This is a genomic window from Paraburkholderia sp. FT54 (genome assembly GCF_031585635.1).
GTDB lineage: Bacteria > Pseudomonadota > Gammaproteobacteria > Burkholderiales > Burkholderiaceae > Paraburkholderia.
In genome coordinates this window covers 2,736,426-2,760,539 of the sequence record NZ_CP134196.1, presented here as the reverse complement: position 1 = coordinate 2,760,539, position 24,114 = coordinate 2,736,426, and the positions used below count along the sequence as shown (strand labels likewise).

General features: G+C 64.0%; 27 protein-coding genes. 10 read left to right on the top strand and 17 right to left on the bottom strand.

What is annotated here, in order from left to right; translation table 11 throughout:
• Positions 1 to 116 precede the first annotated feature (116 nt).
• Entirely contained in the window at positions 117 to 779 is a 663-nt protein-coding gene (locus RI103_RS32025) for a DUF1345 domain-containing protein (RefSeq protein WP_310816726.1), read from the bottom strand.
• Positions 780 to 1,112: 333 nt separating this feature from the next.
• On the opposite strand from RI103_RS32025, the gene RI103_RS32020 reads away from it, so the two are divergent.
• The 4 genes from RI103_RS32020 to RI103_RS32005 all read left to right on the top strand — a co-directional run bounded on the left by RI103_RS32020 (position 1,113) and on the right by RI103_RS32005 (position 5,796).
• Positions 1,113 to 1,709, top strand: coding sequence for a sugar dehydrogenase complex small subunit (locus RI103_RS32020; RefSeq protein ID WP_310816724.1), 597 nt, complete (start codon positions 1,113 to 1,115; stop codon positions 1,707 to 1,709).
• Between the two features lie 159 nt (positions 1,710 to 1,868).
• Positions 1,869 to 3,470, top strand: coding sequence for a GMC family oxidoreductase (locus tag RI103_RS32015; protein ID WP_310816723.1), 1,602 nt, complete (start codon positions 1,869 to 1,871; stop codon positions 3,468 to 3,470).
• A 19-nt stretch (positions 3,471 to 3,489) separates the two neighbouring features.
• Complete coding sequence (locus RI103_RS32010) at positions 3,490 to 4,914, top strand: cytochrome c (RefSeq protein WP_310816722.1); 1,425 nt, start codon at positions 3,490 to 3,492, stop codon at positions 4,912 to 4,914.
• A gap of 144 nt (positions 4,915 to 5,058) precedes the next feature.
• Entirely contained in the window at positions 5,059 to 5,796 is a 738-nt protein-coding gene (locus RI103_RS32005) for a metallophosphoesterase (protein WP_310816721.1), read from the top strand.
• Positions 5,797 to 5,840: 44 nt separating this feature from the next.
• On the opposite strand, the gene RI103_RS32000 is transcribed toward RI103_RS32005, so the two are convergent.
• Both RI103_RS32000 and RI103_RS31995 read right to left on the bottom strand, forming a co-directional pair.
• Positions 5,841 to 6,542, bottom strand: coding sequence for an RES family NAD+ phosphorylase (locus RI103_RS32000; protein ID WP_310816720.1), 702 nt, complete (start codon positions 6,540 to 6,542; stop codon positions 5,841 to 5,843).
• A complete protein-coding gene (locus RI103_RS31995) occupies positions 6,539 to 6,976 on the bottom strand; it encodes an MbcA/ParS/Xre antitoxin family protein (protein WP_310816719.1) in 438 nt (145 codons plus the stop codon). The genes RI103_RS32000 and RI103_RS31995 overlap by 4 nt, the downstream gene beginning before the upstream one ends.
• 114 nt (positions 6,977 to 7,090) lie before the next feature.
• Here RI103_RS31995 and RI103_RS31990 point away from each other — a divergent pair, with 114 nt between their 5' ends.
• Positions 7,091 to 7,705 (top strand): hypothetical protein, encoded by a 615-nt coding sequence (locus RI103_RS31990; protein ID WP_310816717.1) that lies wholly within the window; start codon positions 7,091 to 7,093, stop codon positions 7,703 to 7,705.
• A 219-nt stretch (positions 7,706 to 7,924) separates the two neighbouring features.
• On the opposite strand, the gene RI103_RS31985 is transcribed toward RI103_RS31990, so the two are convergent.
• On the bottom strand, positions 7,925 to 8,776 hold the full coding sequence (locus RI103_RS31985; protein WP_310816716.1) for a LysR substrate-binding domain-containing protein: 852 nt from the start codon (positions 8,774 to 8,776) through the stop codon (positions 7,925 to 7,927).
• Between the two features lie 100 nt (positions 8,777 to 8,876).
• On the opposite strand from RI103_RS31985, the gene RI103_RS31980 reads away from it, so the two are divergent.
• Positions 8,877 to 9,260, top strand: a complete 384-nt coding sequence (locus tag RI103_RS31980; protein WP_310816715.1) for a tautomerase family protein — start codon at positions 8,877 to 8,879, stop codon at positions 9,258 to 9,260.
• 120 nt (positions 9,261 to 9,380) lie between these two features.
• Positions 9,381 to 10,217, top strand: coding sequence for a TOBE domain-containing protein (locus tag RI103_RS31975; RefSeq protein ID WP_310816714.1), 837 nt, complete (start codon positions 9,381 to 9,383; stop codon positions 10,215 to 10,217).
• 24 nt (positions 10,218 to 10,241) lie between these two features.
• On the opposite strand, the gene RI103_RS31970 is transcribed toward RI103_RS31975, so the two are convergent.
• The 4 genes from RI103_RS31970 to RI103_RS31955 all read right to left on the bottom strand — a co-directional run bounded on the left by RI103_RS31970 (position 10,242) and on the right by RI103_RS31955 (position 13,253).
• Entirely contained in the window at positions 10,242 to 10,943 is a 702-nt protein-coding gene (locus RI103_RS31970; RefSeq protein WP_310816713.1) for an ATP-binding cassette domain-containing protein, read from the bottom strand.
• Between the two features lies 1 nt (position 10,944).
• The gene (gene modB, locus RI103_RS31965; protein ID WP_310816711.1) at positions 10,945 to 11,619 is read right to left on the bottom strand and encodes a molybdate ABC transporter permease subunit; all 675 of its coding nucleotides are present in this window, start codon (positions 11,617 to 11,619) and stop codon (positions 10,945 to 10,947) included.
• A 23-nt stretch (positions 11,620 to 11,642) separates the two neighbouring features.
• Entirely contained in the window at positions 11,643 to 12,416 is a 774-nt protein-coding gene (modA, locus tag RI103_RS31960; protein ID WP_310816709.1) for a molybdate ABC transporter substrate-binding protein, read from the bottom strand.
• A 135-nt stretch (positions 12,417 to 12,551) separates the two neighbouring features.
• Positions 12,552 to 13,253, bottom strand: a complete 702-nt coding sequence (locus RI103_RS31955; protein ID WP_310816707.1) for a phosphatase PAP2 family protein — start codon at positions 13,251 to 13,253, stop codon at positions 12,552 to 12,554.
• 411 nt (positions 13,254 to 13,664) lie between these two features.
• Here RI103_RS31955 and RI103_RS31950 point away from each other — a divergent pair, with 411 nt between their 5' ends.
• Positions 13,665 to 14,861, top strand: coding sequence for a PHB depolymerase family esterase (locus RI103_RS31950; RefSeq protein WP_310816706.1), 1,197 nt, complete (start codon positions 13,665 to 13,667; stop codon positions 14,859 to 14,861).
• A 108-nt stretch (positions 14,862 to 14,969) separates the two neighbouring features.
• A complete protein-coding gene (locus RI103_RS31945) occupies positions 14,970 to 15,146 on the top strand; it encodes a DUF3563 family protein (RefSeq protein ID WP_074766744.1) in 177 nt (58 codons plus the stop codon).
• A gap of 85 nt (positions 15,147 to 15,231) precedes the next feature.
• Here RI103_RS31945 and RI103_RS31940 read toward each other — a convergent pair whose 3' ends face one another.
• The 7 genes from RI103_RS31940 to RI103_RS31910 form a co-directional block, all read right to left on the bottom strand.
• The gene (locus RI103_RS31940; protein WP_310816705.1) at positions 15,232 to 15,690 is read right to left on the bottom strand and encodes a TspO/MBR family protein; all 459 of its coding nucleotides are present in this window, start codon (positions 15,688 to 15,690) and stop codon (positions 15,232 to 15,234) included.
• Positions 15,691 to 15,743: 53 nt separating this feature from the next.
• On the bottom strand, positions 15,744 to 17,243 hold the full coding sequence (locus RI103_RS31935; RefSeq protein WP_310816704.1) for a deoxyribodipyrimidine photo-lyase: 1,500 nt from the start codon (positions 17,241 to 17,243) through the stop codon (positions 15,744 to 15,746).
• Positions 17,244 to 17,463: 220 nt separating this feature from the next.
• A complete protein-coding gene (locus RI103_RS31930) occupies positions 17,464 to 17,883 on the bottom strand; it encodes an organic hydroperoxide resistance protein (protein ID WP_106282649.1) in 420 nt (139 codons plus the stop codon).
• A 173-nt stretch (positions 17,884 to 18,056) separates the two neighbouring features.
• Positions 18,057 to 18,509, bottom strand: coding sequence for a MarR family transcriptional regulator (locus RI103_RS31925; RefSeq protein ID WP_310816702.1), 453 nt, complete (start codon positions 18,507 to 18,509; stop codon positions 18,057 to 18,059).
• Positions 18,510 to 18,680: 171 nt separating this feature from the next.
• Positions 18,681 to 19,487, bottom strand: a complete 807-nt coding sequence (locus tag RI103_RS31920; RefSeq protein ID WP_310816701.1) for a BPSS1780 family membrane protein — start codon at positions 19,485 to 19,487, stop codon at positions 18,681 to 18,683.
• Complete coding sequence (locus RI103_RS31915; RefSeq protein WP_310816700.1) at positions 19,478 to 20,473, bottom strand: homoserine kinase; 996 nt, start codon at positions 20,471 to 20,473, stop codon at positions 19,478 to 19,480. Before RI103_RS31915 ends, RI103_RS31920 begins: the two co-directional genes overlap by 10 nt.
• Positions 20,474 to 20,699: 226 nt before the next feature.
• On the bottom strand, positions 20,700 to 21,095 hold the full coding sequence (locus RI103_RS31910; RefSeq protein WP_310816699.1) for a hypothetical protein: 396 nt from the start codon (positions 21,093 to 21,095) through the stop codon (positions 20,700 to 20,702).
• Positions 21,096 to 21,294: 199 nt separating this feature from the next.
• Between RI103_RS31910 and RI103_RS31905 the strand changes: the two genes are divergently transcribed.
• The gene (locus RI103_RS31905) at positions 21,295 to 22,821 is read left to right on the top strand and encodes an AMP nucleosidase (RefSeq protein ID WP_310816698.1); all 1,527 of its coding nucleotides are present in this window, start codon (positions 21,295 to 21,297) and stop codon (positions 22,819 to 22,821) included.
• Positions 22,822 to 22,877: 56 nt separating this feature from the next.
• Here the strand turns inward: RI103_RS31905 and RI103_RS31900 are convergent, their stop codons facing one another.
• Both RI103_RS31900 and RI103_RS31895 read right to left on the bottom strand, forming a co-directional pair.
• A complete protein-coding gene (locus RI103_RS31900; protein WP_310816697.1) occupies positions 22,878 to 23,408 on the bottom strand; it encodes a chromate transporter in 531 nt (176 codons plus the stop codon).
• On the bottom strand, positions 23,405 to 23,968 hold the full coding sequence (locus RI103_RS31895; RefSeq protein ID WP_310816696.1) for a chromate transporter: 564 nt from the start codon (positions 23,966 to 23,968) through the stop codon (positions 23,405 to 23,407). Before RI103_RS31895 ends, RI103_RS31900 begins: the two co-directional genes overlap by 4 nt.
• Positions 23,969 to 24,114 lie beyond the last annotated feature (146 nt).

Sequence of the window (24,114 nt, the reverse complement as noted above, 5' to 3'; positions counted from 1 at the left end):
AACGGGCGGGCGTCGTCCGGGAATTACACGCGGCGCGTCAGGGGCGCGGCGGTGCCCGCAAAAGGCGGAGTCTTATCCGGCGGGGGCGTTTGAAAGAGGGCTCGTATCGGCGACGGTTACGAGCCGAGCAAGCCCGCCGCGATGTTCACGCACAAGCCCAGCACGGCGACGTTGAAGTAGAACGACAGGACGGATTGCGCGAGCGCGGCGCGGCGAATCGAACGCGAGCGCAGTACCACGTCCGACGTTTGCGAAGCCACGGCTATGGTGAACGAGAAATACAGGAAGTCCCAGTAGTCCGGCTGGAGCGCCTGGTCGGGAAACAGCAGAGGCGTTTCCTTTGCGTCGGCGTCGTAGTAAAGCCGCGCGTAGTGCAACGTGAAGATGGTCGGGATCAGGAACCATGCGCCGAACATCGTGAGCCCCGTCAGCGCGTAGTGCCAGACGGTGGTAGCGCCGGCTGTTCCCTTGGCGGAGGCCAATTCCAGCACGATCGCCGCAATACTCGCAATGGTCGCCACGCAGATCACCATGAGCACCACGCCCGCGTTCTCGTCGTCGCGACGGGCGAATTCGCGCACGCGGCCTTCGTCGGCAACGGCCATGTGCACCCAGATCATCACCAGATAACTCCAGATGGCCGCGTCCCAGCCGGCCAGCACGCGGACCATCGGGCGCGTATGCTCGGGCACGGCGAGCGCGGCGGCAACGCCGAGCGCAAGGCCGACCAGCATGCGCGGTCGATTGCGAAGAACCTGTGGATAGTATTTTGTCAGCATGGAATGTACGGTGTAGGGCTTTCGGTGCCGCGGATTCTACCCGCGCCTGGGCCCTCATTTGTCGAATGGCCGGGTCACAGGCTATAGTCTTCCGCAACGCCCTTGCGTGCCCCTTTCAGTTGAAAGGCGATTGGCAGGCGGCGGGTTTTTTTCCCCGCGAATGCCATGCAGCGCATGCGGTTTCATATGGATGTCATCAGCGCCAACGCGCTTGCATCGGGCGGGCGCGGGCTCACGAAAGACCGCTTAAGCGGCGCTTGGACCAGGTTTGGGGTAGAGATCGACGCCAAAGTCGCGCGGCAAGTTGAGAATGACTGACCATCTGGAGTCCCCATGACAGATGTCCCCGACAACAATGATGCGCACCACGAAGTGACGCATCCAGCAGAGTGGTCGTCGTCAGTATCGCTTTCCGCCTCGCGCAGAGCGTGGGTGCTCGGCGCATGTGCCGCGGCCGCGGCGCTCGCGTTTGCCGGCGCCGGCCGCTCGCTTTCATGGATCGCTCCGGCGTTTGCCGATACGCCCGCGGGCGGCGGGCTCGACGCCTTCCTCGCACTCTCGCAGCGCCTCACCGGCCGTACGGGCTTCGACGCCCCGCTCGGCAAACGCGTCTACGACGCCCTCGCCAAATCGGACAGTCAGTTTACGCAGAACGTCGCCGCGCTCAACACATGGCTGCAAGGCCATGGCGGCGTGCCGTCCGATACCGTCACGCAGGCATTGCAAGTCGACCAGCCCGCGCTCGCGAAATCCGTGAGCGCGATCATGCGCGCGTGGTATCTCGGCCTCGTCGGCGACATGCCGCATGTGGACGTGGTCGCTTATGAAAAGGCGTTGATGTTCGAGCCTGTGCAGGACGTGTTGACGATTCCGTCGTATTGCCGGGACGTGCCGTTCTACTGGACGAAGAAACCGCTAAGCGCCGCCTGACGACGTTCCTCTCGCGCGTGCCGCATCGTTCGATCGAATCATTCGACGCAGCGCCGGCACGCGAATACTGCAAGCGACGATAAGCCAGCACACCATCGTGCATGGGACCAGGGTTCGCGCTTTAGCGCGTTACCCTGGTCGACATAGAAGAGGGTAACAATGGCAAACTCGAATTCCGCCGACATCGTCGTGGTCGGTTCGGGCGTGGCGGGCGGACTGGTCGCGCATCAGATGGCGCTGGCCGGCGCGTCGGTGATTCTGCTCGAAGCCGGGCCGCGCATTCCGCGTTGGCAGATCGTCGAGAACTTCCGCAACTCGCCGGTCAAGTCGGACTTCGCGACGCCTTATCCATCGACGCCTTACGCGCCGCATCCCGAGTACGCGCCCGCCAACAATTACCTCATCCAGAAAGGCGACTATCCGTATGGCTCGCAGTACCTGCGTCTGGTGGGCGGCACGACCTGGCACTGGGCGGCGGCCGCATGGCGGCTGTTGCCCTCGGACTTCCAGTTGCACAAGCTGTACGGCGTGGGACGCGACTGGCCTTATCCGTATGAAACGCTGGAGCCGTGGTATTCGGCGGCTGAGGTTCAGCTCGGCGTATCGGGTCCCGACAGTTCAACCGATCTCGGCTCGCCGCGCTCGAAGCCGTATCCGATGAGCCAGCTTCCGCTCTCGTACATGGATCAGCGTTTCAGCGACGTGCTCAATGCGCAAGGCTTCAAGGTCGTGCCCGAGCCGGTGGCGCGCAACAGCCGTCCGTACGACGCACGGCCCACCTGCTGCGGCAACAACAACTGCATGCCGATCTGCCCGATCGCCGCGATGTACAACGGCGTCGTGCATGCGGAGAAAGCCGAACAGGCCGGCGCGAAACTGCTTGCCGAAGCGGTGGTGTACCGCGTCGAAGCGGACAACAAAGGGCTGATCACCGCGGTCCACTACAAGGATCCGAACGGCAACAGCACGCGCGTGACCGGCAAGCTGTTCGTGCTCGCCGCGAACGGCATCGAAACGCCGAAGCTGATGCTGATGTCGACGTCCGATAAATTCCCGCATGGTGTCGGCAACAGTTCCGACCAGGTGGGCCGCAATCTGATGGACCATCCAGGCACGGGCGTCACGTTCCTCGCCAATGAAGCGCTCTGGCCCGGACGCGGACCGATGGAGATGACCTCCATCGTCAACTTCCGCGATGGCGCGTTCCGTTCGGACTACGCCGCGAAAAAGCTGCATCTCTCGAACGGTGTGCCCACCATGGCCGTGACCGCCAACCTGCTGGGAAACGGCCTGACCGGCGCCGAACTCGACCGGCAGATACGCGACCGCGCGGCGCGCACGCTCAATATCAACAGCTTCCATGAGCATCTGGCGGAGCCGCAGAACCGCGTGGTGCCTTCGGCGGATCACAAGGATTCACTCGGCATTCCGCAGCCGGAAATCTACTACTCGATCAACGACTACGTGAAGAAAAGCGCAGCCAATACGCACGAAGTGTATGCGCAGATCGCCGCGCTGTTCGGTGGGGCCGAGGTCACCTTCAGCGACACCTTCGCGCCGAACAATCACATCATGGGCACCACGATCATGGGCAGCGATCCGGCGGATTCGGTCGTCGACGCGGATTGCCGCACGCACGATCACTCCAATCTGTTCATCGCCAGCAGCGGCGTGATGCCGAGCGCGGGCTCAGTGAATTGCACGCTGACGATCGCCGCCTTGTCGCTGAAGCTGGCCGACAAGCTCAAGCGTGAAATCTGAGCCTGAACGGAGCGCCACCATGACGAAGAACACCTCTCGCGTGCAGCCGCTCGAGGCGCTTGCGCGGAATGCCCGCCGCCGTCACCTCAGGGTCGCGACGCTGGCCGCGATTTTTTCGCTATTCACGCTGTATGTTGCCTGGTTTGAGGCGCACGGCCCCGACACGCAACGTACCGATGAACTGCCGATCACGCAGGCCCGCGCCAACGACGCCGCGCAGGCGATCGACGGCGCGGCCCTGCCGGCGACGGCGGTCGGCAGCGACCTGGTCAAGCGCGGCGAATACCTCGCGCGCGCCGGCGATTGCGTGGCGTGCCATACGGCGGACAAAGCACGGCCCTTCGCGGGCGGGTTGCTGATCGACACGCCGTTCGGCACCATCGTGACGCCGAACATCACGCCCGATCCGGACACCGGCATCCGCCAATGGAGCGACGCCGATTTTCTGCGCGCCATGCATGAGGGCATCGGCAAAGGCGGCGAGCGCTTGTATCCGGCTTTCCCATACGCGGAGTACACCAAGGTCACGGATCAGGACGTGCTGGCGATTCGCGCGTACCTGAACACGCTCGCACCGATCCACTACACGCCGCCGGGCAACAGCCTGAAATTCCCGTTCAATCAGCGTTGGCTGATGGTGTTCTGGAACCTGTTCAATTTCACCGAGGGCCGCTTCGTTCCCGATCCCAAGCAAAGCGCCGAGTGGAATCGCGGCGCGTATCTGGTGCAAGGGCTCGCGCATTGCGAGGAATGCCACACGCCGCGCAATTTCACCCAGGGCCTGAAGTCGAGTTCACGTTTCTCCGGCGCGATGCAGGGCGGCTGGCATGCGTACAACATCACGTCCGGCAAGAACAGCGGCGTGGGCAGTTGGAGCGACGATGAGCTGGCGTCGTATCTGTCGACCGGCGCGGCGCAGGGCCGCGCCAACGCGGCCGGTCCGATGGCCGAGGTGGTGACTGACAGCACGCAATATCTGACGCGTGAGGATCTCGGCTCGATCGTCGCTTATCTGCGCGGGGTGCCGCCGATCAGCGGCGGCGAAGCGCGCCCGCGCGACCAGTGGGGCAACCCCGCCGAGGACGTCACGGCGCTGCGCGGCACCACCATCCATGCCGTGAACGGTGCGCAACTGTTCGTCGCCAATTGCGCGAGCTGCCATAACTGGACGGGCCAAGGCGTGGGCGCGAGCGCGCCGGGGGCGTATCCGTCGCTGATTCACAACTCCGTGGTGGGCGCGAGCGACGCCAACAATCTGGCGATGGTGATCCTGCACGGCGTCAGGCGTACGACGAAACAGGCGGACGTATTGATGCCCGCATTCGCCAACCAGCTCACGGACGACCAGGTGGCCGCGATCACCAACTATGTGACCAGACAGTTCGGCAATCCGCAGTCGACCGTGTCCGTCGATCAGATTTCCAAATTGCGAACTCAGCAATAGTGACGCGCAGACGGCATGTTTCCGGTAAGGCCTGCCGAAAATAGGTCGTTTTTGCGTTGATTTGCGTCATTCTCGCCCTCCGCGGCGCCAGGTTACGATAGGCAGCGCGCATACGCATCGCGGTTGCGGCATTATCATTGACCCATGGCTTCCGTACTCGTCAATTCCGTCCAGCATCACCCGGCTAACCGGAGCGGTCGCGACTTCGTGGTCGGCGATCTGCATGGTTGCGTCGATGCATTGCGCTATCTGCTGCGCGTGATCACGTTCGACCCGGCGCGGGACCGGCTCTTCTCGGTCGGCGATCTGGTGGATCGCGGCGAGAACTCCGAATTGGCTTTGGCGCTGCTCGACAAGCCGTGGTTTTTCGCCGTGCTCGGCAATCACGAAGACACGCTGTGCGCCGTCGCCGACGGACGCTTGCGGCGTCAGTGGTGGTACGGAATCGGCGGCATCTGGGCGGCGCAATTATCCGACGAGCGCTTGCAGCACTACGCGGAAATCTTGCGCGGGTTGCCGCTTGCGCGCGTGGTCGGCAGCGGCAAGGAGCGCTTCAATGTTCTGCATGCCGAATTCTTCGGCTCGGACGCGGAACTCGACGCGGGGAATTTCTCCGAAGAGACCCGCCAGCGTTTGCTGTGGGGCCGCGACCTGGCGTTGGGCAACGACGATCCGCAGCGGCAGCGCGGCCTCTCCCTGACCTATTGCGGCCACACGCCGATGCGCGACATCAAGCAGGTCGGCTCGCAGGTGTTCATCGACACCGGCGCGTTCGGGCCGGGCGGCAAGCTCACGATCGTGGAGCCGCTGGCCTTGCGGCGCTGGTCCGTCTCGACCGAAGAGGCCCGCGCGGAAGGCGCGGCGGCGCTGGCGCTGCCTTGACGGCGGAGCGCGCAGGCCACGCGCGTTCCATTCAGGCCTCGCGATCAGCCGACCTGGCTGAGTTCGAACACCATATCCACGCTTGTGCCGTTCCAGTTGTATTCCAGATACGCCGCGTGATGGCAGTCGCGCAGCAGCGTTGTTTTGAACGCGGCGAGGCACTCGCCGCCGTCATCCCGCACCGACGGATACACGATGCCCGGCGCACCGGCCTCGCGGACGGCCCGACCGAGGGATTGTCCGGCCAGGTAGTCATCCGGCGACAGCACCGCGAGATCCACCGACGTGTCGTCGCGAATGTCCACTACGTTGCCTTGCGCGACGACCGTGTATAGACGCATCTGCTGGCGCATGGGCGGCTCGGCCGTCGCTTCCAGAAATTTCCCGGTGTGATAACGCGTTTCGGCGATCGCGGTGGCGCGTGAGCGGGCGCAATAGAACACGCCGTAGGTGCCGTCGGAGAAGCGGCTGCCGAGCGGATTCAGATGCGTCAATGCGGCCATGATCGGTCCGTAGCCCGGTCCGAAGCGGCGCTCTTCGCGCGGCACCAGATCGAGTTCGCCGACTTCGGTGCGCAGACGGTCGTTGGTCATGGCTTCGAGCGCGTACAGGGCGTCGAAATCTTCCGGCGAGGCGACCCGGTCGAACAGATTGACAGCGGGAAAGCGCGTCGGAATCACGCGATACGCGGGCGACCAATCGAATGGCGCCGTGCGCCAGCGGTCCTGCCAATGCGGTTGTGTCACGCCCAGCCGCCTCGCATCGCGTCGAGATATTGGCGCACGGCCACGAGGTCGCTGATGTTGCCCGCCAGCATGCGGTCCAGCGCGCGGCGGCCGCCGAACGGCGGCGCGCTGTTGGGGCGTTTGATCCAGGCGTCGGCGGTGCTGGCTTGCGGCAGCAGGATTTGCAGCGCCTTGTAGATGCCGAGCATGAGCGACAGGCGTTCTAGCGTGTCGCGCCCGAGGCGGGCCGTTTCAGGCGCCTGTTTCCACTTGAAGTAGGTGGAGCGGCCCGGCGAGCCGAGCAGCACGATCTGCTCTTCCGCGCTTAGGTCCCAGTCGCGCGCAATGTTGAAGAACGCGCGCAGACCCGCCGCGGACATTTCCGTTAGCGTGGGTTCCGAAACCGGCCGGCTAATCGGCGCTTCGGGTTGGGTGGCGCGGGCAGCGTGAGCCATGAGCGGGTAAGTCCTAATTTGTACTTGAAATTGATATTAGTCTAAATATGGATTTTTGCAAGAGAATATAATCCTGGCTCGTCAGGGAAGTCGAAAGATCGGGAGAAGCAGGAGATGGGCGTTCGAGCAGTTGCAGCAGTCGCGGCGCTTGCCGTGTGGTGTATGTCGGGCGCGGCCGTGGCCGCGGGTTATGTCGAAGTGTGGAACCCGCCCGAGGCGAGCGGGCATGTCGCGAAGCAGGCCCGGAAAAAAGGCGGGTCGGCCGAGATCAAGTCTACCGCCGGTTCGAAAGTCGCCTCGAAGTCCGCTTCAAAGCACGTCGCGGGCGCTCAGCACGCGGCGCCGCGCGTTGCATCGACGGCGGGACACAGCAACAAGCCAGTAGCGCAGGGCAGCGTGAAGAAGGTGGCGGTCAAGGCCACGACGAAAAGCGGGATCAACGCAACGGGTGCAAGCAAGGCGCCCTCGAAAACGGCCGTGATGGCACAGAGTAAAAAGCCGCACGCGCAACGCGTCCAGACGAAACCGGCGCAGGGCAAGGTGGTGCGCGCGAACCTGGTGGTCCCGGCCCGTCAGGCTCACCCGCAATCGGCCACGGTCGCGGCGAAACCAGCGGCGACCCACGTCAATGTGCCGGCCCCGTCCGCAAACGTTAGCGCCAATCCGGCGAACGCCACGAGCAATCCCGCTACCGCCAGCAGCGGCTCGCTGCCGCCAATTCTCCACTAGTCCAGAACTCAGGCCGCGCGTTTGCGTTTCGGCTTGCTGCCCGGCGGGCCTTGGCGCTGTGCGTCCAACTTTCCACTATGCGCGGCGGCCGGACCTTCCAGGCGTGCGAGTACAACTCGACGTCGGTGGGTTGCTTTGGCGGCGGGTCGATCAGGCCGATCGGATCGCCGCGCTCGACGGCATCACACCATGCGCGGGTCAGGGCCACGAGTTGTTTTGTCATTGCATCGCCAACCCATTCGTCACCAGCCGCAACGTCTCCATCGACCGTTCGTCTCTCACCCGCGAATGCAGGGTCACGCGCGATTCCGGCAGTGACGGCAAGCCCAGCCGCGCGCCGACGTCGATCAGGCCGCGTGGCGCCACGCGCCGCGCCAGCGGCGACACCGCCAGTCCCGCCGCCACGGCCGCACCGACGGCCGCCACGCCGCCGCCGACGAATACTTCCTGCCAGCCGATGCCCGCCTGCGCGAGCGTTCGCAGCGCCACGTCGCGCACGTTGCACGGCGGACTCAGCAGCGCCAGCGCCAACGGCTCGCCGACCCGCGGCAACCACGCCGGCGTCGCGAGCCAACCGAGCGGTTCGCTGAACAGCACCTGCGCGTCGTTGCGCGGCGGTTCGTCGGCGCCATAGCGGACGATCACCGCGTCGAGGCGGCGTTCGTCGAATTGCGCGAGCAGCGCGGCCGACATGCCCAGATGCAATTCGATCACCAGACCTGGATCGTGCGCGTTGAGCCTGCCGAGCAGGAGCGCCAGGTCCGGCCCCGCGACATGCTCGCTGAGCCCCAACGCGAGCCGCCGGCGCTCGACCGACAGCGAACCCAGCGCGCGTTCGTGCGCGTTCAGCAGGTCGCGCGCGGCGCTGAGGAACGCGTTGCCGTCCGCGGAAAGGCGCACGACACGCGGCGTGCGCTCCAGCAGCTGCTTGCCCAGATGGGCCTCCAGCCGCTTGAGCTTCAGACTGACGGCCGATTGCGTCGTATCGAGCGCATCCGCGGCACGCGTGAAACTGTGCAGGTCTGCGACCAGAACGAACGCCCGGACCGCATCGAGATCGAGAACTTTCATTTTCGATGGATATAGATGAAATCGTCAATGATGTCTGTTTATTATGACTCGGCGCGCCTAAGCTGTGTTTACCCAATCAACGCAACCAAGGAGTTTCATCATGCCGCTCACACGAATCGCATTGCGCGCAGGCAAGCCCGCTGAATACCGGAAGGCGCTGACGGAGAGCATCCAGCGTTCGCTGGTGGACACCTTCAACGTGCCGAAGGACGACATCTTCATGCTGATCACTGAGCACGAGGCCGGGAATTTTGTGTACGACAACCAGTATCTGAACGTCGAGCGAAGCGACGATCTGGTGATGATTCAGATCACGCTGAACAACACGCGCACGCTCGAGATGAAAAAGGCGCTGTACAAGCGTATGGCGGACGAACTGGCTGAATCGCCGGGGCTCCGGCGCGAGGACGTGTTGATCAACCTCGTCGAGGTGCTGAAGGAGAACTGGTCGTTCGGCAACGGGATCGCGCAGTACGCGCTGTGAGTGCAGCGGTCATGTCGTGACGCGAGCTTTTCTAGGCGTGAAAAGGGGCGGCGGGCGGCGCGGGTCTGCGTCGCTATAATGATTCGTCGTCCTTTCCTCGGTCATCGACCGCTCCTCGCCATGACTTCCGACCGCACCGATCCTCCCCGCGAAACGCTCGAACTCGGCGGCTCCGTCTGGTTTCAGGCAGGCGCGCAGACGCTCGGCGGCGCGTCGCGGATCGCGCTATTGGCGGCGATTGGCGAGACCGGCTCGATCACCAGCGCGGCCAAAGCCGTCGGCATCAGCTACAAAGGCGCGTGGGATGCCGTCGACATCATGAACAACCTTGCCGGCGAGCCGCTCGTGGTGCGCCTGACCGGCGGCAAAGGCGGTGGCGGCACCACGCTGACGCCGCGCGCCGTCAAACTGATCGAGACGTTTCGCGCGGTGGAACGCGAGCATCGGCGCTTTCTCGAACGCGCGGGCGCAGCGATCGAAGGATTCGCGACGGACTGGGATCTGATCGGCCGCATCGGCGTGAAGACGAGCGCGCGCAATCAGCTCTATGGCACGGTGTCGGCGATCACGCGCGGCACCGTCAACGACGAAATCACCCTGGCGCTTCCCGGCGGCCACGTGATTGTCTCGGTCATCACGCATGAAAGCACCGAGACGCTGGGCCTTGTGGAGGGCGCGGCGGCGTTCGCGTTGATCAAGGCGTCGTGGGTCGTGCTGCTTGTCGACAACGCAAGCGGCGCGCCGCTCAAACTCTCGGCGCGCAACCAGTTGCGCGGCACGGTGCAAAGCGTGAAGCTCGGCGCGGTGAATGCCGAAGTGTCGCTGGTGCTGGATGGCGGCTCGGTGATCACCGCGGTCGTCACCAATGAAAGCGTCGACACACTCGGCCTCGTGGAAGGCGGGAGCGCCGTCGCGGCGTTCAAGGCGTCGAGCGTGATTCTCGGTGTGAAGGACTGAACGCGCGAAACGCTCGCGTTCGAGTCAGGGTTGGGTGTGCGCGTAGCCGGCGAACGGATGATCCTCGCGCACGCAGCCGTCGCTGACCTGCACGACCTGATCGCCGAAGGCGGCGACATCGTCGGGGTCGTGCGTGATCAAGACCATCGGAATATCGAGCCGCGTTTGCAGCTCGGATAGCTCGCGGCGCATGCGCTGGCGCAAAGCGCTGTCGAGCGCTGAAAAGGGCTCGTCCAGCAACAGCACCTGAGGTTGCGCGACGAGCGCTCGCGCCAGCGCCACGCGCTGCTTTTGTCCGCCGGAAAGCTGCACCGGATGATTGCCCGCCACACTCGTCAATTCGAGCGCATCGAGCCAGTAATCGATCTGCGGATGCGCGATCCGCGCGCGCGGATTGAGCCAGCCCTGCTGCAAGCCGAAGCCGATGTTCTGCCGCACGTTCAGATGCGGAAATAGCGCGTAGTCCTGAAACAGATAGGCGATCTTGCGCGCTTGCGGTTTCAGATCGACGCCGCGCGCGCTGTCGAATAGCGCGTTGCCATGCAGCGTGATCGTGCCTTCGTCGGGACGCAGCAGGCCGGCGATAGCCTGCAACGTCAGACTTTTGCCCGCGCCGGACGGCCCGAACAACACGACACGTTGCGAAGTCGCCTTGAACGCGACATCGAGCGTAAAGCGGCGTTCGGCGCTCTGGAAGGTCTTGCGGATGTCGACGGCGAGCAGCATATCAACTGGACTTCAACAGCGTGTGCTGCGGCACGAGCCGCCCCGCGAGCAGCAGGATCACGACGCACGTCACCGAGGTCACGAGCACGAGGAAATTCGCGGTGCTGTCGTCACCGGCCTGCACGGCTGAATAGACTGCCACCGACAGCGTCTGCGTGCGTCCCGGCAGATTGCCCGCGATCATCAGCGTCGCGCCGAATTCGCCGAGCGCTCGCGCGAACGCCAGCAGACCGCCGGCGAGAATGCCGCGCGCGGCGAGCGGCAGCGTCACGCGGAAGAACACGGCTGTTTCGCTCACGCCGAGCGTGCGCGCGGCCCGCTCGAGTTGCGGATCGACGGCCTCGAAGGCGGCGCGCGCCGATTTCAGTACGAGCGGAAACGCCACGACCGTCGAGGCGATCACCGCGCCCTGCCAGGTGAACACCAACTGAATATCTAGGCGGTCGAGCCAGCCGCCGATCACGCCGCGCCGTCCGAGCAGGACGAGCAGATAATAGCCGAGCACCGTGGGCGGCATGACGAGCGGCAGCATCAGCAGCGAATCGATCACGTCGCGCGCGCCGGAGCGCCAGCGCGACAAACCGAAGCCCGCGGCGACGCCGAATACCAGATTGAGCGCGGTGGCCCAGCCCGCCACTTTCAGCGACAGCAGGAGCGGAATCCAGGCCTGTTGCATGAGCGTGCGTCGTCCCGGTGAAGTTAGTGCGCGGGCCTGAAGCCGTACTTGGCGAGCACGGCCTGGCCGGCCGGCGACAGCACGAAGTTCATGAACGCTTGCGCGTCCGCTGCGTGGCGGCTGCCTTCCACTTGCGCGATCGGATAAGTGATCGGCGTTTGCGTCGGCACGTTCAGCGCGACCTTGACCTTGTCGGGCATGACGGCGGCGTCGGTGCTGAACACGAAGCCGGCGTCGACTTCGCCACGCGACACGTAGTCGAGGCTTTGACGTACGTTCGACGCCAGCACGGCCTTCGCACTCACGGCGTCCCATACGCCCGCGGCCTGCAGCGCGCCCTGCGTGTAACGGCCGACCGGCACGGAAGCCGGATCGCCGTACGCGACGCGCTTCACGTTCGTCGACGTCAGATCGTTCAGGTCGGTCGGCGCGAAATGGCTGTCCGTCGGCACGATCAGCACCAGCGAATTGGCGGCGAAGTCGCGGCGCGTGGCCGGCACGATCACTTTTTCGGCGGCGGCCTTGTCCATGGCCTTTTGATCCGCGGACGCGAACACGTCGGCGGGCGCGCCTTTGACGATTTGCTGCATCAGCACGTCGGAGGCGCCGAAGTTCAGCAGCACCCTGGTGCCCGGATGCTGCTGCTCAAACACCTCGCTGACCGCTTTGAATGCGTTGGTCAGGCTGGCGGCAGCGGAGACCACCAGTTCGTCGGCGCGCGCATTGGCGCTGATGACGACGGAGACGGCGCTGACGACGAACAGCGCTTGCTTCAGAACGCGGCGAGAGAGTGTCATGGAGGCTTGGAAGTCCGGCATGAACCGGATCGGCGGGTTAAAACGCTATCGTAATATATGAAAGGTTATAACGGTGGCCCATGACAATCATTCAGCCGTGCGCATGAAGCGGCTTGTCGAACAACGGGGGATGATTCAGGCGTCGGACGACTGCGGCGGCGCCAGCGTGTTGAGCGTTTGCGACAGCGGCGCCGCGGCCGGACGGACGTCGCGCACCGCCTTCCACTTCGCGCGAATGAACGGTCTGTCATGACCAGACACTTTCAGCGCGATATGCGTGACCCAGCGCTGCGTCGGCACGTGCACGCCGTGCGCCAGCACCGCGAGGACCATCATGCTGACGGCGACAGGCAGCGCCGACAGCCGGCCCGGCTCCGCATGCCACGCGAGACGGACGAACACCAGCGCGGCCAGGGCGCCGGTCAAACAGCCGGTAATGGCTTCAGAAGGCGAATGAGCACTCAGCGCGACCCGTGACAAACCCACTGCGATCCCTGCGGCAAGGCCGAGCAGCACCCCGGCTAGACGGATGGCCGGCCGTGCCGGCAACAGCATGAGGAACAGCACAACCGGATAGACGGCGGTGGACAGCATGGCGTGGCCACTGACGCCGGTGAAGTCCAGCTCTCGCACGCCGACACCCCAACCGAGGAACGCCAGTTTCGTCACGGTCACCACGCCGATGGCCGCGCCGAGCAGCAGCAGCCAGCCCGCCGCCATGCGCCACGTGTAGCCGACCGCCAGCCACAGCGCGATGGCGAACGCGAGCGGCAGCGTCATGCCGGCGCCGCCGAGGCTGGTGATCGAATACCAAAGGTGGGCAGGTAAATCGGGCATGGCAAGAGGCGCGACCAGGGCCGCGTAGAATCGGGTTGGTTGGGGTTAACGCACAGGCGGCGCAAATCGTCGACTCGGCCGGCGCGGCATAGTCTCGTGCGGCAACGAAGCAACCGCCAGTATAGACGCGTGCTACAAGGCGGTCGCGCCGCGCGCGTAGCTTTTTGCCGCTTAACGTTAGCTCGCGAACAAGCGGTAAAGATTCGGCCGACAAATCGCAAACAAACAGCGGACGAGCCTTGCAGGGCTTTGACGCCAGCCTCGCAACAAGGTTCGCCTTGCGAAAACTTCGGTCTCGGACAGCATCCGCGAGGTTCCAGCATCGCATGAAGATTGGTGTTATTGTGCATTGCACAACAAAGCACCGTTCTACCGGACGGACCCTGTCCCTTTTTGCGAGGTTATCCGCCAATGGCAAAAAGTCTATCGAAAATCTGGCTGCGCGGTCTCAAGCGCCTGCTCGCGATCCAAACCGAGCACGCTCGCAAAACCACCAAGCGCACCACGACGCGACCGGCCCGGCCCGCCACCAGCAAGCCGTCCACCAAAGTTCGTCCGCTCAAGCCGGCCGCCGCGGTGCGTGCGCCCGCCAAACGTGACGTGCCGCGCCCCGCTGCCCGCGAGTCGCGTGTGCGTCCGCGCGCGTCAGCGTGGGCGAGCGGCTCGTGGACGCGCTCGTTCCACTCCGCACCTGCCGCGCCCGGCCGGCTGGTCAATCATCTCCAGTACGGCTTGTATGTCCCGTCGGGCCATGCGCTCGAGGCCATGCCGCTGGTGGTGATGCTGCACGGCTGCACGCAGTCGATCGATGAATTCGCAGAAGGCACGAGGATGAACGTGCTGGCCGACCGTTTCGGTTTTGCCGTGGTTTATCCGGAACAGTCGAAACACGTGCACTCGCACCGCTGCTGGCATTGGTACGACGCCGGCGAAAGCGCCGGCGGCGCCGAAGCGCGCGCCGTGGTTTCGCTGGTGGGGGCGCTGGTCGCGCAGCATGGTTTCGACAGCGAGCGCGTATACGTCGCCGGAATCTCCGCTGGCGCCGGCCTCACGGCGCTTCTGGCCGTCAACTATCCGGACCATTTCGCGGCAGTTGCGTTGCATTCCGGCCCCGCTTTCGGCGAGGCGCGTTCGGGCGTCGCGGCGATGGACGTGATGCGGCGCGGCGCGCGCCGCGAACCGGCCGAGCTAGTCGACGAAACCGCCGATGTGGCTCGTTACCCCGGCATGCCCGCCATCATCATCCACGGCGACGCGGACCACGTGGTTTCGCCGGTCAACGCGGATCAGCTGGCGGTGCAGTTTCTCCGCCTGAACCGCATCGTCGACCAGAACGGCGCGCGTAAATCCGGTGAAGTCCGCGAAGAACGCAAGGGCGGCATGGTCATGCGCGATTACCTGCGCGGCGGACGGCGGGTGGTACGGCTGTGCCGCGTGCAAGGGTTGGCTCATGCCTGGAGCGGCGGCGACGACGCGGTGCCGTTTCATTCCGCCAAAGGTCCGGACGCCAGTGCGATGGTGTGGGAATTTTTCAAACATCAGCGCCGCACGGACACGGGCCGCATCGCGGAAGCCGACGCCACAGCGGCCTCAGCAGGCGCTCGGTGACGTCTGCGCAACACTTCGAAAATGAGTGCTGGCGTGTTCCTAGGGTTTTCCCTATAATACTGGTTATCCCTTAGGCGTTAACGCCTAAATTCATAGTCGAGGTTGACCATGTATCTGCTTAGCCGGCTGTTTCTGTTTCTGACCAAATCGCCCGATCAACTCGCAAAGGAACGCGCTGACGCTTTCCTCGCCGAAGCAACCGATCTGTACGATCTGGAATTCCGTATGCGCAAGCTGGATCGCGAGGCGAATGTCCGCCAACCGTCGTGGATGAGCCAGCACTGAGGCGCGCGTGTCAAAGCATCGGCGCGGATTGCGACGCCGGTGTTCGGGGTGAGGCGCCCAAGCTGTCGCAAATCGTCGCAAGCGCTCAGACAGCCGGATTCATTTGCCACAACGCGTGATTCAACACCGCGGCGAACGCCACCCAAGCGACATAGGGCATCAATAGTCCGCCTGCCCAGCGGTCCCGTCGCCAGAATGCGCCTGTCAGCGCGACGATCAATATCAGTAGTATCAGAATATCCGTCAGCGCCACGCCCGGCCGATGCAGGCCGAAAAAAAGCCACATCCAGGCTGCGTTGAACAGCAGCTGCACCAGCCATAAAACGATCGCTGCGCTCAGGCCGTCGCGTTTCCATACGCGCCAGGCGGCAATCGCCATCAGCACATAAAGCAGCGACCAGGCCGGCGGGAACACCCAGTCCGGCGGATTGAACGCGGGCTTTTGCAGCGCCACATACCAGGCGTCAGGCAGAAACCGGCTCGCGACGAACGCGGCTGCGAACGCCAGAACAAGAAATACCAGCAGTGACGGCAATCGGCGCATTCGCAAGGCTCCTTCAAACATCTGAATCGAAGCAAAACGACGTAAGCGGGCACTCACTTGCCGAATCGGGCCAGCGTGCGCGCTCGCGCTTCGGCATGGTCGACGATCGGTGCCGGATAGTCTTTGCCCAATACCACGCCGAATTCCGCGAGCCGGTCCGCTCCCGCCAACCACGGCGCATGAATCCATTTCGACGGCAGCTTCGCGAGCTGGGGCAAATAGTGTTTGATAAAGCGTCCTTCGGCGTCGAATTTTTCGGACTGCGTGATCGGATTGAAGATACGGAAATAAGGCTGCGCGTCGCATCCCGTCGATGCCGCCCACTGCCAGCCACCGTTATTCGCCGAGAAGTCGAAGTCGTTCAACTGTTCGGCGAAGTAACGCTCACCGAGCCGCCAGTCCACGCCCAGATCCTTCACAAGAAAACTCGCCGTCACCATCCGCAAGCGGTTGTGCATATAGCCGGTGCGGTTCAGCTGCAGCATGGCGGCGTCGACGAGCGGGTAGCCCGTGCGACCGTCGCACCACGCGGCGAACGCCTCGTCCGCTTCCGGACCGTGCTCCCAGCGCAGCCGGTCGTATTCTTCCTTGAACGACGCGCCGTTCGCCAGCCGCGGATGATGCGCCAGGATCATGAAGTAGAAGTCCCGCCAGATCAGTTCCGACAGCCATGTCGCCGAGCCTTGGCCGTCGGGTTGCAGCGACATCTCGTGGGCGAGGCGCGCGAGCGTGCGGATCGACACCGTGCCGAAGCGCAGATGCATCGACAGATAGCTTGGGCCCTTGGCAGCGGGGAAGTCGCGCCGCTCCTTATAGCTGTCGATGCGCGTCGCGAAGTCGTCGAGCAGACGCTGCGCGCCGCTCATGCCGGTGGGTAGCTCCAGTTCGGCGAGGTTGCTCGGCGCGAACCCGAGCTGGTCGAGCGTCGGTAACGGGCGATCCTGTTTCGACGGCGGCGCGGCCAGATGCTTCGTGTAGGTTTGCACGGGATACGGCTTCAAATCGAAGGCCGTCAGTTGCTTGAGCCATGCGGTCTTGTACGGCGTGAACACCGTGAACGGCTTGTTCTGGCCGGTGAGCACTTCGTCGCGCTCGAAAATCACCTGATCCTTGAACGTCAGCCACTGATGTCCGGCTCCAGCGAGCCGCTCGCGGACTGTCTCGTCGCGCTCGATTGCGACCGGTTCGTAGTCGTGATTCGCGAAGACCGCGTCCACTCCGAGTTCGTCGGCGAGCTTCGGCACCAGTTCGGCGGGTTCGCCATACAGCACGATCAGGCCGCCGCCGTTGGCGCGCAACGCCTCGTCCAGTTCGCCGAGCGCCGCAAGAATGAACTCGATGCGGCGATCCTGCGGTTGCGTGTCCGGATGACGAGCGTGCCACGCGTCGACCAGCGGCTGAAGGATCGTCGTGTCGAACACGAATGCGCACCACACGCGCTCGCAATGCTTGAGCGCGTAGTAGAGCGCGGCGTTGTCCGTGCTGCGCAGGTCGCGGCGAAACCAGACCAGACCGGTGTCGAAGGTGTCGCTCAATCGTCGGACGCGTGTCATCGGGAACGTGGATCGTGAAAACTAAGGTGGATGGCTGGGCTGTCACTGGCGCGCAAGCGCCACAAGCGGCGGCACGGACTTGTGCCGCACATCGCATGCCGCGTCCCCAAATGGGACAGCGCCCGCCCCTATTGTGCGGGGTGCGGGCGCTGTCGCTGGCAGGCGGCGCGGTTTTCCGCGCCGCTCGAGCAATTCTTTAGCGATGCATCGAGTCCGTCGCTCAGGCGATTTGCAAGCGGACGTCGACGTTGTTACGCGTGGCGTTCGAGTACGGGCAGACCTGATGCGCTGCGTCGACCAGTTCCTTCGCCGCGCCGGCATCCAGACCCGGTAGCGAGACGCGCAGATCGATGTCGAGCGCGAAGCCGCCCTTGTCGTTGGGGCCGATGCCGACTTCCGCGGTGACTTGCGTGTCCGCCGGCAAAGTCTGCTTCTTCTGGCCGGCGACAAACTTCATGGCGCTCAGGAAACACGCCGAGTAGCCGGCTGCGAAGAGTTGTTCCGGATTCGTACCCGCTGCGCCGGTGCCGCCCAGTTCACGCGGTGCTGCCAGCTTGACGTCCAATGCATTGTCCGACGATACAGCACGGCCGTCGCGGCCACCGGTGCTCGTTGCGCTTGCCTTGTAGAGGATGTTCATGGTGATGCTCCTTTGTCTGGGTTGTCAGGATCTGCAAATTTGCCGCTCTTTGCCGGCCCGCCGTTCTGGCGGCGTGCTATCGCAGCGGCATGTGATTAAGATAGTACACAAATAATTTGTGTGCAAATGAATTTTCGTATCGTAACGATAGCGCGCGTTTTGCAACGAAACGCCTAGTGGTCCATGTAATCGTTGAGGGTGGCGCGCAGGCGAGTCAGGTCGTCGCGCAAACGCAGCAGAAATTCGGGCGTCTGCTGGGTCGCGCACAAGATTTCCGCGGGCACCTCGCGGGCCTGCCGCTTGAGCGCCGAGCCGGCCTTGGTGAGCCGGATATACACGAGACGTTCGTCGTCGACGCCGCGCACTCGTTCCAGCAGCCCTTGTGCCTCCAGGCGCTTGAGCAGCGGCGTGACCGTCGCCGAATCGAGGTTCAGACGCGCGGCCATGTCCTTGACCGCGACGTCGTCGCTCTCCCACAGCACCAGCATGGCCAGGTATTGCGGATATGTCAGGCCCAGCTTATCCAGCAGCGGCTTGTACGCCTTAGTCATGGCAAGCGAGGTGGAGTAGAGGGCGAAGCAGAGTTGCTCGTCGAGCGTGAAGGGTAAAGCGGGCCGTTGGGTCATGATGCATCTCGTATAAAAAGAGCGTGCAAATGGATTGCGCGCAAACCATTGTGCCGCAAATCGGCGCAGGTTGACGAGTGCAGTCGGAGATTCAGGAAACGGCGAAGGCACGCGCCGCCGCGACGGTGGTGCGGTGCGGGCGCCAGAACAGCGCCCGCGCCTGAACGGAATTCAAGCTGCTGGCGTGGTCGGCAAGTCCGGTGTTTCGGGCGTTTGCACGCCGAAGCAGCCGCGATAGGTCGCGTAGAACGAGCAATACAGCATGGTCGTGACGATCATCGTGGCGGGCATCAGGATCGCGAACGCGAAGTCGCCCGCGCCCAGCGCCTGCATCAGCGCCGACAAGCCGAGCGACACCGTCAACGCCACCGCGAACCACAGCGCGCCGAACACGATAAACGCGCCGCGGTTGCGCCAGCAACTGACGAGGCTGAAGAACATCGCCTTGACGGGCGGCACGTCATGCCACGCGGCGAGAATCGGCGAGAACCAGAAAATCATCGCCACCGGAATGTAGACCGCGAGGGCTGTAATCACCGCCAGCGGGATATTGCTGTTGGCGATTGCGTCCTGATCCATCGCGGCGGCGCCGAGCATGACCTTCAGCAGCATGCCGCCGTCGGCGAGCGCCGAAGCGGCCAGTACCAGCGCCATTGCGACGACGTAGAGCGCCCCGAGCACCAGCAACCGCTTGGCGACCACCGGGCCGTACGAGTGAAAGCCGTCCACCAGAATGGTCGGGAACACCGGCTTGCCGGCGATGGTGTTGCGGCACGCCGCCATGAAGCCGACCGCGACGCCCGGAATGAAGGCCAGCGGCAACACGCCGCCGACCACCGGAATCTGCGACACGAGCGTCATTACCAGCAGATAGGTGAAGAACAGCGTCAGGAACGCGAGCGGGTTCTTGCGGAACAGCCAGATACCCTGCCGGAACCACACATAGCCGGCTTTCGCGGGGACTTCGATCAGTTGCATGAGGTATGGATGCCTGGAAGTGCAACGCCGGTTAGGCGTTCGCGCAGAATGCGCTCGAAATGGCCGGGATCGTGCGGTTTGAGCAGTTCGGCCGCGCGCGGCAAATGAAAATCATACAGGCGCGAGACCCAGAAGCGGTATGCGCCCGCTCGCAGCATGTCGCCCCAATGGCGGTTTTCTTCGGCCGTGAAGGGGCGCACGGTCTGGTAGGCGCGCAGCATGGCTTCGGTGCGCGCGTGGTCGAGTTTGCCGGTGGCGAGGTCGACGCACCAGTCGTTGACCGTCACCGCCACGTCGAACAGCCACTTGTCGCAGCCGGCGAAATAGAAGTCGAAGAAACCGCCGAGGCGCACTTCGTGGCCTGTCTCCGGCGCAGCGTGCGCGAACATGGCGTTGTCGCGGAACAGATCGGCGTGGCACGGGCCTTCGGGCAGCGCGGCGTAATCGGTCGACGCGAAGAAGGCTTTCTGATGCGCCAGTTCGGACGACAGCAACTCGCGTTGCTCGCCTTCCAGAAACGGCAGGATGGTGGGTACGGTTTCCTGCCACCACGGCAAGCTGCGCAGATTCGGCTGATAGCCCGTGTAGTCGCGTCCTGCCAGGTGCATGCGCGCCAGCATTTGTCCGACTTCGATGCAGTGTTCGACGCCCGGCGTCAGTTCCGGCGCGCCCTCGAGCTTGGTCACGATGGCGGCGGGCTTGCCATGCAAGGTGCCGAACAGCGCGCCGTCTTCGCGCGGCATGGGGTCCGGCACCGGCACGCGATGCGCGGCCAGGTGACGCATGAGGTTGAGATAGAACGGCAGTTGTTCCGCCGTCAGCTTTTCGAAAATCGTGAGGACGTATTCGCCGCGCGTCGTCGTCAGAAAAAAGTTGCTGTTCTCAATACCGGAGGAAATGCCGCGAAATTCGACGACGTCGCCGAGATCGTAGTGGCTCATCCATTCTGCAAGTTGGGGTTCGGTGACAGCGGTGAAGACAGCCATGCGGGAAACGTCAGATCAGGTTGGTCGGGCTGGCGCGGTGCGGCCAGTGCGATGTGCGGCAAATGCAGTTATCGAAAACGCGTTCTTTCGGAGCCGTGAAGCGCTTCGGCCTTCCAACGCCTTACCGCCAGGGTGAAACCCGGCAAGCAGGCTGAGGCCCGGGATGGCGCCCTGCGGGCGCTCGGATCGGGGCGGCGGCCCACGCCGGGCGCCGCCCCGGCATGCATCAATAGGTCAGGTGCACCGACGGCAAACGCGTGCTGGCACGGCCGTTGTCTCGCACGGAGGGCGACGTGTCGAGCGGCGCGCTCATTTGATAGCGCGTGCCGAGGTTGGAATGCACGTTGATTTCGACGGGCTTGCCTTTGTCGCGATATTCGGTGATTTCGGTGCCGTTGGCGCTGCGTTCGTAGAAGCTCGGCGTGCGCGGGACGTTGATTTCGACCTTCGAACTGACCTCGGCGGCTGGACGATTGATCTTGTCCAGGTCAGGCAGACCGGCCCGTTCATTGGCGGACTGGGGCGCGCCGGGGGCCGGCGTGTCGTCGACAGGCTGGGCAGCCATCGCGGCGTTGCCAAAGGCGAGGACCAGTGCAACGGCGACGGGAAGGAGCGGCTTCATGGTGATTCTCCAATATGGTGCCCCGATTCTAGCAAATCCCACCTGGTCCTCGGGCGCGATCGCCTTATTTTGCGCCGCTTTCGCGCGGCGTGCGCGCAATCTTGCGAGCGGTGTGGCAGCGTGTGTTGCAGCGCCGCCAGGCGATTTGGCGAGCAACGGTTCCGTGGTAATGTGGCCTCATCAATCGAGGCGACTGAAGATGAACAACGATACCAATCAACGCGCGGTGCAGACTCCCGCCAACAGCTTCCCAACCGAATCGTTCGATGACGCTACCGAGGCCGTCACCCGCCTCTCGGCGATCTACGAAGCGAACACTTCGTTTCTGCGCGACGCCTTCGCGCGCTATCGCCGCAACGAATTATTCGAACGCCGGGTACGCGCCTGCTATCCCTTCGTGCGCGTGTGCACCGAGGTCAACACGCATATCGACTCGCGCCGTTCGTATGGCTTCGTCGCGGGTCCGGGCGTGTTCGAGACGACCGTCACGCGGCCCGATCTGTTCGGCAACTACTATCGCGAGCAACTGCGCCTGCTGGCTAAAAACCATCACGTGCAGATCGAAGTCGGCGTGTCGGACCAGCCGATTCCGATTCATTTCGCTTTCGCCGAAGGCATCCACCTCGAAGGCGATCTGGATCGCGAGCGCCTGTTCCTGATGCGCGACGTGTTCGACACCCCGGACCTGGCGCTGCTCGATGACCGCATCGTCAACGGCACGTATGAGCCGCTGCCGGGCGAGCCGCATCCGCTTGCGCTGTTCACGGCGGCGCGGGTGGATTTCTCGCTGCATCGGCTGAAGCACTATACGGCGACCTCGCCCACGCATTGCCAGAACTACGTGCTGTACACGAACTACCAGTTCTATATCGACGAATTCGTCAAACTCGGCCGCACGATGATGGCCCATTCCGACGACGAAGAACTGCGCGCCTATCGTAGCGAATACACGTCGTTCGTCGAGCCCGGCGACGTGGTCACATACAACGAGAATCTCGGTGAACAGGATCAGGAAGGCACCGCGCCGCCGCGTCTGCCGCAGATGCCCGCGTATCACCTGAAACGCGCGGATGGCAGCGGCATCACGATGATCAATATCGGCGTCGGACCGTCTAACGCGAAGACCATCACCGATCACATCGCGGTGCTGCGTCCGCATGCGTGGATCATGCTCGGCCATTGCGCGGGCCTGCGCAATACGCAGCGTCTCGGCGACTATGTGCTGGCGCACGGCTATGTGCGCGAGGATCACGTGCTCGACGACGACCTGCCGCTGTGGGTGCCGATTCCGGCGCTTGCTGAAGTGCAGGTGGCGCTGGAGCGCGCGGTCGCGCAGGTCACGCAACTGGACGGCGTCGAACTGAAGCGCGTGATGCGCACGGGCACGGTGGCGAGTGTGGACAACCGCAACTGGGAGTTGCGCGATCATCGCGAGCCGGTGCAGCGGCTCTCGCAAAGCCGCGCGGTCGCGCTCGACATGGAGAGCGCGACGATCGCCGCGAACGGCTTCCGTTTCCGCGTGCCTTACGGCACTTTGCTGTGCGTGTCGGACAAGCCCTTGCATGGCGAACTGAAGCTGCCCGGCATGGCGGATCAGTTCTATCGCGCGCAGGTCGATCAGCATCTGCAGATCGGCGTGAAGGCGATGGAGCTATTGCGGATGAACGGGCTGCATCGCTTGCACAGCCGCAAGCTGCGCAGCTTTGCGGAAGTGGCGTTTCAGTAAGCGCGTTTTCGACAGGCAAGAGCGGGCGCCGCCTCGGCTCGCCTTGCTCGATCAGGTCAAAGCTGCCCGAAGCCAGTCAGTCCAATCAAGCTGCCGACCGCCAGAAGCCACAGCGGATGAATGCGCGTCGTCATCGCCATGACAGTGGTGAACCCGGTGATCGCCCACGCGATTGCCGTCATGTTCGACGCTTCGGCAATCAGCGCCGCGCTCGCCGCGACGATGCCGGCCGTCACCGGCGCCAGCCCCAGCTGCGCGTAGCGACGCCACGGACGGTGCTTGAACCGCTCCCACGCATGCACCGCGAAGATCGTTACTAGCGACGACGGCCCGAACTTCGCCACCGACGTCACCAGCATGCCCGCCCAACCGGCCACGTGCCATCCGATCAGCGTGACGATCATCAGATTCGGCCCCGGCGCGGCTTGCGCGAGCGCGAACAGCGCGCTGAATTCGCTGGCCGGCATCCAGTGATGCACGTCCACCACCTGGCGCTGCATCTCCGGAAGAATCGTATTGCCGCCGCCAAACGCAAGCAGCGAAAGCTGACTGAAAATAACGGCGAGGGCGATGAGCGTCTCGTTCATCGCGTGCTCCTCGACGCGAGATAGATGCTGAGCGGCGTCAGCACCAGCATGGTGGGCAGCAGCGGCAGCCGCATGATCGCAATCGCCATGAAGCCGAGCGCGGCGATGAGCGCGGCCATCGGACTATGCCGCAGCGGCAGCAGGATTTTCGCGGCCATCGAGATCAACAGGCCGGCCGCGGCGGCGGCGAGACCGGCAAACAGATGGCGAATGTGCGGGTCGTTCTGCGTGTGCTCGTACAACACGCCGAGGCCGATCACCACCAGCGACGGTCCCGCGATCAGTCCGAGCAAGCCGGCTAGCGCGCCCGGCACGCCGCGAAAGCGCATGCCCATCGCCACCGAGAGATTGATCACGTTGCCGCCCGGCAAAAACTGGCAGAGGCCCAGCAGGTCGGTGAATTCGTCGGCGCTCAGCCAGCGGCGTTGCTCGACTAGTGCGCGCCGCGCCAGCGGCAGTGCGCCGCCGAAGGAGATCAGCCCGAGGCTGAGAAAGCCGCCGAAGATTTCCCGCAATGTGGGCGTAGGCGCCAGCGCGGGCGAGGTGAGATCGTGGTCCATATCGGTTAGCTTCCAGTTCAAGCTCAGGAGGTTAGCGCTGAACCTGGCGTCGAGCAAAACGATTTTTGAGCGTCGCTCTTGTGATCTGGAGTCACGAGCGCAAGCCGATCAAACCGAAGAAATGCAAACGGGCAGCCTCGAAGCTG